We start from the raw sequence: 7121 nt of genomic DNA, 5'->3' as shown, positions 1-7121 counted from the left end.
AATGGCAAGAAGGATACACCTGTTCCCATGCCGAACACAGCAGTTAAGCTTCTTAACGCCGAAAGTAGTTGGTGGGAAACTGCCTGCGAGGATAGGAAGCTGCCGCGCCAAGCAAGAGTCAGACGGAAGTCTGGCTTTTTTTGTTTCTGTTTTTTGTTTTTTGTTTTTGTTCTTTTCTGTTGATCTTTGCTGGATTCTACTTACTTTTGTAAAGTATTCCTTAAGGATGAGCAAATGGCTCGCTTTTTGGCAGCCGGGCCGGTAGAATGAGAATATAGCTTATACCTTTAAGTTAAAACTACATAGAAAGCAGGCAGCTACCATGGGATTACTAACACTCATCATCGGTTTGGTAATGCTGGTTAACCCCACATTGGCAACTGAGACAGCTGAAAATGTTAGATAACTTGTAAGGAACCGGACCAACTTGATTGGTCCGGTTTTTTGTGCGAAAAAGCCGAAAAAAATGGTTATCCAGTAATTTAATTTGTATAATAAAAGTAGTTTTTGTGGGGGGAAGAGTAATGGACAAATTAGCCAAGTGGTGCATCTGGCTGCGCCGCCGTTCCTTCTTCAGGGTGGCTCAGCGAACCTTTGCCGTCTTGATGCCGATCGCGACTGTGGGCGCCTTTTTCCAGGTGCTGCAGGACAGCATTTTTGCGCCGGAAAGCTTTATCTATAACCTGTTTGATTTTGACAAAATAATGAGCGACCGTTTCTGGGACATCGGGACCAGTCTGTCGCAATGCGTGGTTGAAGTTATCTTCAGCCTCTTTTGCCTGTTCACGGTTTATTTCGCGGCCTCGTTCACGGCCAAAATTTACCGTAAAGACGCCACCATGGCGGGAATCAGCGCTTTGACCACGCTCTTGATCATGATCTATCTGTTTGAGCTGGGCCTGACGGGGCGGATCTCGCTGCTGTCGGGGAGCTTTTTGAGCTTCCAGTACACGTTTTTTGCCCTGCTGCTGGGCTATGGGGTCGGGCAGATCTTCCACTGGCTGGGCGCGGATTATGAAGCCGTGGACTATGAGCACACCAAGCTGGTGCAGGACCGGGCGCTGCGGGCCTTGAAGCCGACCCTGGTGACCGTGATCGGCGGGATCGTGCTGGGCGGCATCCTTTACGCTGCCATCAGCAAGGTCAAGGCCAACTTCAGCCTGACCGCCCTGATCACCCCGGTTGAAAATTCCAACAACCTGCTTTTGACGGTGCCGGCGACGGCTCTGGCCAGCTTCTTGAGCTGGCTGGGGATCGAAGCGCCGATCAACAGCCTCAGCAACGTTGAAAACTCCGCGGCGGCCACGGCCAACCTGACCTACGTCCTGCGGCGGGGGTCGGTCTGGAAGATTCCTTATCCTTACCTGGGCGGCTCTTTGATTTCGACTTACGGGGTCATGGGCGGCTGCGGGGCCATCCTGGCCCTGGCAGTGGCCATCCTCATCTGGGGCCGGCGCAGGGAACCGGAAACGGTGGCCAAGATGAACCTCTGGCCGCTGCTCTTCAGTTCCTCGCGGGGCTTTTTGATCGGGCTGCCGGTGATTCTGAACCCGATCTACGTCCTGCAGCTGATTTTCGTGCCGGTGGTCAACATGCTGATCGCGGCCCTGGCCATCACCCTGCGCCTGGTGCCGACGCCGGTCTACACGGTTTTGACGGGCACGCCGGGGCCGCTGGTGGCCTTCTTCGCGACCAACGGCAACTGGCCGACCCTGTTTTTCACGATTTTCCTCTTCTGCCTGGACGTAGTGCTGATGATTCCGGCGGTCAAATTGGACAACCGGACCAAGGTCCTGCTGCGGGACTATGAAATGGAGGACGATCGTCATGTTTAAAAGTCGCAACTGGAAACTGATCGTCCTGGCGCTGACGATCATCGTGCTGCTGGCCATTCCGGGCTATTCCTGGATGAAAAAGACCAACAAGGAACATGCAGAACGGCAAAGATCACAGCTGTCGCCCCTTATCATGGTGCCCGGCTCCAGCGCCACGGTCAACCGCTTCAACGAGCTGGTTGACCTGCTCAACGAGAATACGCCTTACAAGCACAGCCTGCTGAAGGTGGAAATCAGTGAAGACGGCACTTTGACTTATTCCGGCTCGATCAAAAAAGGGGACAATGAGCCTTTTATCGTCATCGGCTTCCAAAACAACCATGACGGCTACAGCAACATCAAGAAACAGGCCGGCTGGCTGGACGATGCTTTTTACGAAATCGCACAGAACTACAAGTTCAACAACTTCAAGGCCTTCGGGCACTCAAACGGGGGATTGATCTGGACTTACTGGCTGGAGCACTACTACAGCGACTATGACGACGAAATCGTCATGAAGCGGCTGATGACCCTGGGGTCGCCGTACAACTTCAGTGAAAAAAGCACCAAGTACAAGACGCAGATGCTGACTGACTTCATCAAGTACCGCAAGCGCCTGCCGAAAAGCTTGATCGTCTACTCCCTGTCGGGCGGGGAAAACTACGAGTCTGACGGGATCGTGCCGGAAAGCAGCGTGGAAGCCGGCAAGTACATCTTCCAAAACCAGGTCAAAGGCTACACGATGATGACGGTCACCGGGGCCGAGGCCCAGCACTCCAGCCTGCCGCAGAACAAGCAGGTCGTGAAGATGATCCAGCAGTACCTGCTCAGCCAGCAGACCAAGCCGGGCCTGAGCAGCGACAACCACAAGAACAAGGCGGATTAAGCAACAGATTAGAAAGCAGCTGTCTTTTGCCGTAAAATAGTAGCAAAGACGAAAGGATGCACCAATGAAGATTAAATTGATCGCGGTTGACTTGGACGGGACCCTGCTGACTTCAAAGAAGAAGGTCAGCGACCGGACCTTGAACGTTTTGAAACAGGCCCGGAAGAAAGGCATCTATGTCGTTCCCTTGTCCGGCCGGCCGCTGCCGGGCGTGCTGAAGGTCTTTGAACCCTTCAGGCTGGATCCGGAAGACAACTTTGCTATTTGCTACAACGGCGGCCTGGTCCAGCGCATGGACGGGGAAGTCTTGAGCGCCAGTCCCTTGAGCGATGACAACGTGAAGCACCTGCTGGCCCTCAAGCAAAGAGGGGTCTTCGGCCCGTATTTCATGGACACCAAGGACTTTTACGTGGCGCCGGGGGCCAGCACCTTCGGCGTGGGCATCACCGCCAAGGCCCGCAATATGGGCGTCAAGCGGATGGAAGCCGGTCAGCACTACGAGTTCATCAAGGGCGAGTACGTTTCGCTGCCGGGCCGGATGAAGAAGTTCCGGGCCAGCTTCAGTCCGGAGACCGAGCGGGAATTTGAGATTTCTGCTTCCGGCGGCCAATGCCTGGAGTTCAACACCCCCGGCACCTCCAAGGGCAAGGCCCTGACGGCCCTGCTGGATCTGCTGAACATCCAGCCCGAGGAGGCCATGGTCTTTGGCGACAACAACAACGACCTGTCCGACTTCCGCCTGCCGGGAGTCTTCAAGGTGGCCATGGGCAACGCGATCAGTGAGATCAAGGAGCTGGCCGACTATGTCACGGCCAGCAACAACAAGGATGGCATCGCTTTGGCGGTGGAGAAGTTTGTAGACATGGGAGATTAAGATGGCAAAAGCAGTTATTGGTATTTCAGCTTCAGAAGTCACGATCCAGGGCGGCCCCTTCATGGGCGAGCCGCGGACTTACGTCAACGCGGCCTACGTTGATTCCGTCTTGAAAAACGGCGGGATTCCCCTGGTAATTCCTTTCACGGCCGGCGGCGAGGAAATGGCCCGCCAGCAGCTGGACCTGGTTGACGGCCTGATCCTGTCGGGCGGCCATGACGTCGACCCGCACCTTTACGGCGAGGAAATCGACCAAAAGAGCGGGGAAACCTGGCCGGCCCGCGACGCCTTCGACATGGCCCTTTTGAAGCGGGCTGAAGAGACCGGCAAGCCGGTCTTGGGCATCTGCCGGGGCGCCCAGATCATCAACGTGGCTCACGGCGGCAGCATGTGGCAGGACCTCTCCTTGCGGCCAGGCAAGACCTTGAAGCACATGCAGGCCACCCGGCCGGCCGTGGGTACCCACGCCGTCAAGATCAAGAGCGGCACGACCCTGGAAAAGATCATGGGCCAGAGCAGCCTGATGACCAACTCCTTCCACCACCAGCTGATCAAGGAAGTGGCCCCGGACCTGACCGAATCGGCCAGCGCCGGCGACGGGGTGCCGGAAGCCTTGGAAAGCACGGACGGCAAGGTCATCGCCGTCCAGTGGCACCCGGAAGAGATGCACGGCAGCAGCGATCCGGAAGCCGCCATCATGAACCGGCTCTTCAAGTACCTGATCGAACAGGCAGAAAAGTAGCAAACGACAAGCAGCGGACAAGCGCTGCTTTTTTTGTGCACTTTTTTAGAAAGAGACTAACAAAATTCTCATAAAGCTGTCATAATGTAAAAGGATCTGACTGCAAGTCAAGCAGGAATGTTACACGTGAAACTATGGCGGTGAAAGAGAAAATGAAAGAAAAGCAAGTGGGAATCGCTTTGGCGGTTGTCGGCGCCTCTTTGTGGGGAATTTCGGGCACGGCAGCGGAAATGCTCTATCAAAACCCCAACATCAATACCTTCTGGCTGGTTGACGTCCGCTCCTGGATGGCGGGCGCCTGCCTGCTGCTCGTGTCCCTGGTGCACAAGGGCAAGGGGACCTTCTCCATCTTCAAGAATCCCCGCGACCTGGTCTATGCGGCGCTGTTTTCAGTGCTGGGGATCACCGGGGCCCAGTTCACCTACTTCTACACGGTTTCGGCCTCAAACGCGCCCACGGCCACGGTCCTGGTTTTTCTGGCCCCGGTCTTGATCGTCTGCTTCATGGCGGCCAAGACCCGGCAGCTGCCCCGGAGAGTCGACCTGATCGCCGTTTTGCTGGCGGTTTTGGGCACGGCGGTGATGGTGACGGGCGGCAACTTTTCCCACCTGGCGGTGACGCCGGCAACCTTGGTCTGGGGCTTCTTCAGCGCCTTGACCCAGGCTCTGGCGATTGCCATGCCGGCCAAGCTCTTCAAAAAGTACGGGACCATCACGGTCTTGGCCTGGGGGATGCTGCTGGGCGGAATCCTGCTCAGCCCGGCCCTGGTCCTGCTGCCGGCCCGGGGCGTCACGGTCAAAGAGTGGAGTCTGGTGGTCTACATCGTGATCGCCGGCACCGTTTTTGCCTACTCGCTCTACTTGTCCAGCGTCATGTACATTTCCGCCGGCCTGGCCAGCATGCTGGAGGCCTTTGAGCCGCTGGTGGCGACCGTCTTGTCCGTTTCTTTGCTGGGCAGCGATTTCGGGATCATGAAGATGATCGGCGGCCTTTTGGTCATCCTGGCCACCAGCCTGCAGCTGCTGCCGAGTCCGCGGCAGGGAAAACTGCGCCGGCGCCTTTAGAATTTTTTATGCACATTGCCAAAAAAGCCCGTCATATCAAGGCTAACTTGTGTTAAAATCAAAGCAATGATTCGATCATTAACATGGGGGAAAAACAATTGAACGATGTATTAGACGCCAAAACCGGGGTAAAGGATACCCTGCCAACCGTTCTGGGCTACGTGGGGATCGGCACGGCTTTTGGCATTATTGCGCATACCAACGGATTCAGTCCACTGGAGACTTTTGTCATGTCTCTGCTGGTCTACACTGCTTCGGGCGAGTTCTCCCTAGTCAGCATGCTGCCAGCCGGGAGCAGCCTGTTCTCGATTTTCGCGGCAACCAATTTGATGAGTGCCCGGATGCTGCTGATGACCATGACCCTGGCTCCGAAGTTCAAGAACGAGAAGCTGGTTAAAAATCTCTGGCTGGGTACCTTGGTAACGGACGAGACTTTTGCCTTGGCAATCACCAAACTCAACTACACCAAGGGCAAGCTGAACTACGAATGGCTGAACGCCGCCAATTTGGTGGCTTACGCGGCCTGGTGCTTCTCCAGCTTGTTCGGGGCACTGATCGGCAGCGCCATCACCGACACCAAGGCCCTGGGCCTGGACTACGCGGTCGTGGCCATGTTCCTGGGCCTGCTTTACCTGCAGCTGATTACGGATCAGTCGGTCAAGATCGAGCTGCAGCTGGTCATGATCGGCGTGACGATGGTTCTGACCTACCTGGGTCTGATCTTCCTGCCGTCGAGCGTGTCCACGATCGTGGTCACGGTAGTGGGGTGTTTAGTGGGAATGGTGATCAAGCATGTCTTTTTCGAGTAAATTACTGATAACTTTTCTGGTCTGCGGCGGCGGGGTGACCCTGCTCAGAATCCTGCCTTTTCTGATTCTGAAAAAGTGCTGCCTGCCGAAATGGATGGTGGAATTCCTGCAGTTCGTGCCGATCGTCATCATGACGACCCTCTGGTTCGGCAGCCTGTTTACGGCCAGGCAGGGCCACTTGCCCAAGGTCGACTGGCAGTATCTGACGGCGACCCTGCCGACTCTGCTGGTGGCATATTTCACCAAGAGCCTGATGTGGATTGTGGTCACCGGCGTGGCCAGCGTGGCCCTGCTGCGGCTGATTTAAAATTTTTTGAACAAAAAGCTTGCATTTCGCTGAGAAATGGATTAAATTATAAACAAGTTAAAAAACGAGTTGAAACACTGAAAAGAGCAGAGTAGCCCGGACGCAAGTCTTGCAGAGAGCCGCGGTCAGCTGGGAAAGCGGCAGACGGGTCCAGGAGCGAAAGTAGGCTCTGAGTGGTTGATGCGACGCCGCGCGCGAAGTGTCAAATGGGTTCGCCCTTTACAGCGACAACGTCTTGGCCGACGGGCCAGCACGGGGTAAGGCTGCTTTGGCGACGAAGCAGCGAACAAAGGTGGTAACACGCGACAAGCGTCCTTGCGGAAACATGGTTTCCGCTGGGACGCTTTTTTTGACTCTTTTTTAGCGACTCGAGATTAGCGCTGATCTCCCCAGAATCATGCTAGTGATTACAAGGAGATTTATCATGAAAAAGTTAAGCATTAAACAGTATTTGATCATCTCGTCACTGATTTTCGGGATGTTCTTCGGAGCCGGCAACTTGATCTTTCCGGTTCACTTGGGGCAGCTGGCCGGGAAAAACTGGCTGCCGGCCGCGATCGGCTTCATCGTTTCCGGGACTTTGATCCCTCTGGCGTCTTTGCTGGCCCTGGCGGTTACCAGAGCC

General features: G+C 55.5%; 8 protein-coding genes and 1 rRNA gene. All 9 read left to right on the top strand.

Annotated elements, in window-relative coordinates:
• Positions 1-108, top strand: a 5S ribosomal RNA gene (gene rrf / locus lacNas_RS07910); the annotation flags it as partial.
• 416 nt (positions 109-524) lie between these two features.
• Positions 525-1835: a PTS sugar transporter subunit IIC gene (locus lacNas_RS07905; protein WP_201331498.1), complete on the top strand. Its 1311-nt coding sequence runs from the start codon at positions 525-527 to the stop codon at positions 1833-1835.
• Positions 1828-2700 carry an alpha/beta hydrolase gene (locus tag lacNas_RS07900; RefSeq protein WP_201331497.1) on the top strand — a complete coding sequence of 291 codons (873 nt, stop codon included), beginning with the start codon at positions 1828-1830 and terminating at the stop codon, positions 2698-2700. The genes lacNas_RS07905 and lacNas_RS07900 overlap by 8 nt, the downstream gene beginning before the upstream one ends.
• A gap of 64 nt (positions 2701-2764) precedes the next feature.
• Positions 2765-3574: a Cof-type HAD-IIB family hydrolase gene (locus lacNas_RS07895; RefSeq protein ID WP_201331496.1), complete on the top strand. Its 810-nt coding sequence runs from the start codon at positions 2765-2767 to the stop codon at positions 3572-3574.
• Position 3575: 1 nt separating this feature from the next.
• Positions 3576-4316, top strand: a complete 741-nt coding sequence (locus lacNas_RS07890) for a gamma-glutamyl-gamma-aminobutyrate hydrolase family protein (RefSeq protein ID WP_201331495.1) — start codon at positions 3576-3578, stop codon at positions 4314-4316.
• Positions 4317-4468: 152 nt separating this feature from the next.
• On the top strand, positions 4469-5380 hold the full coding sequence (locus lacNas_RS07885; RefSeq protein WP_201331494.1) for a DMT family transporter: 912 nt from the start codon (positions 4469-4471) through the stop codon (positions 5378-5380).
• A 98-nt stretch (positions 5381-5478) separates the two neighbouring features.
• On the top strand, positions 5479-6189 hold the full coding sequence (locus tag lacNas_RS07880; RefSeq protein WP_201331493.1) for an AzlC family ABC transporter permease: 711 nt from the start codon (positions 5479-5481) through the stop codon (positions 6187-6189).
• The gene (locus tag lacNas_RS07875; protein ID WP_201331492.1) at positions 6173-6496 is read left to right on the top strand and encodes an AzlD domain-containing protein; all 324 of its coding nucleotides are present in this window, start codon (positions 6173-6175) and stop codon (positions 6494-6496) included. Before lacNas_RS07880 ends, lacNas_RS07875 begins: the two co-directional genes overlap by 17 nt.
• 424 nt (positions 6497-6920) lie before the next feature.
• On the top strand, positions 6921-7121 hold a 201-nt coding region (locus lacNas_RS07870), incomplete at its 3' end, for a branched-chain amino acid transport system II carrier protein (protein WP_201336200.1).

Origin of the sequence: Lactobacillus nasalidis (assembly GCF_016587775.1) — a bacterium.
Taxonomy (GTDB): domain Bacteria; phylum Bacillota; class Bacilli; order Lactobacillales; family Lactobacillaceae; genus Lactobacillus; species Lactobacillus nasalidis.
The sequence above is the reverse complement of the archived record's forward strand: the minus strand, read 5'-3'. Positions and strand labels throughout refer to the sequence as shown.

Bases quoted from the DNA above. Each gene is read 5' to 3' on its own strand.
- lacNas_RS07885 (WP_201331494.1), top strand. From the start codon at position 4,469: ATGAAAGAAAAGCAAGTGGGAATCGCTTTGGCGGTTGTCGGCGCCTCT.
- lacNas_RS07905 (WP_201331498.1), top strand. From the start codon at position 525: ATGGACAAATTAGCCAAGTGGTGCATCTGGCTGCGCCGCCGTTCCTTC.
- lacNas_RS07895 (WP_201331496.1), top strand. From the start codon at position 2,765: ATGAAGATTAAATTGATCGCGGTTGACTTGGACGGGACCCTGCTGACT.
- lacNas_RS07890 (WP_201331495.1), top strand. From the start codon at position 3,576: ATGGCAAAAGCAGTTATTGGTATTTCAGCTTCAGAAGTCACGATCCAG.
- lacNas_RS07900 (WP_201331497.1), top strand. From the start codon at position 1,828: ATGTTTAAAAGTCGCAACTGGAAACTGATCGTCCTGGCGCTGACGATC.
- lacNas_RS07875 (WP_201331492.1), top strand. From the start codon at position 6,173: ATGTCTTTTTCGAGTAAATTACTGATAACTTTTCTGGTCTGCGGCGGC.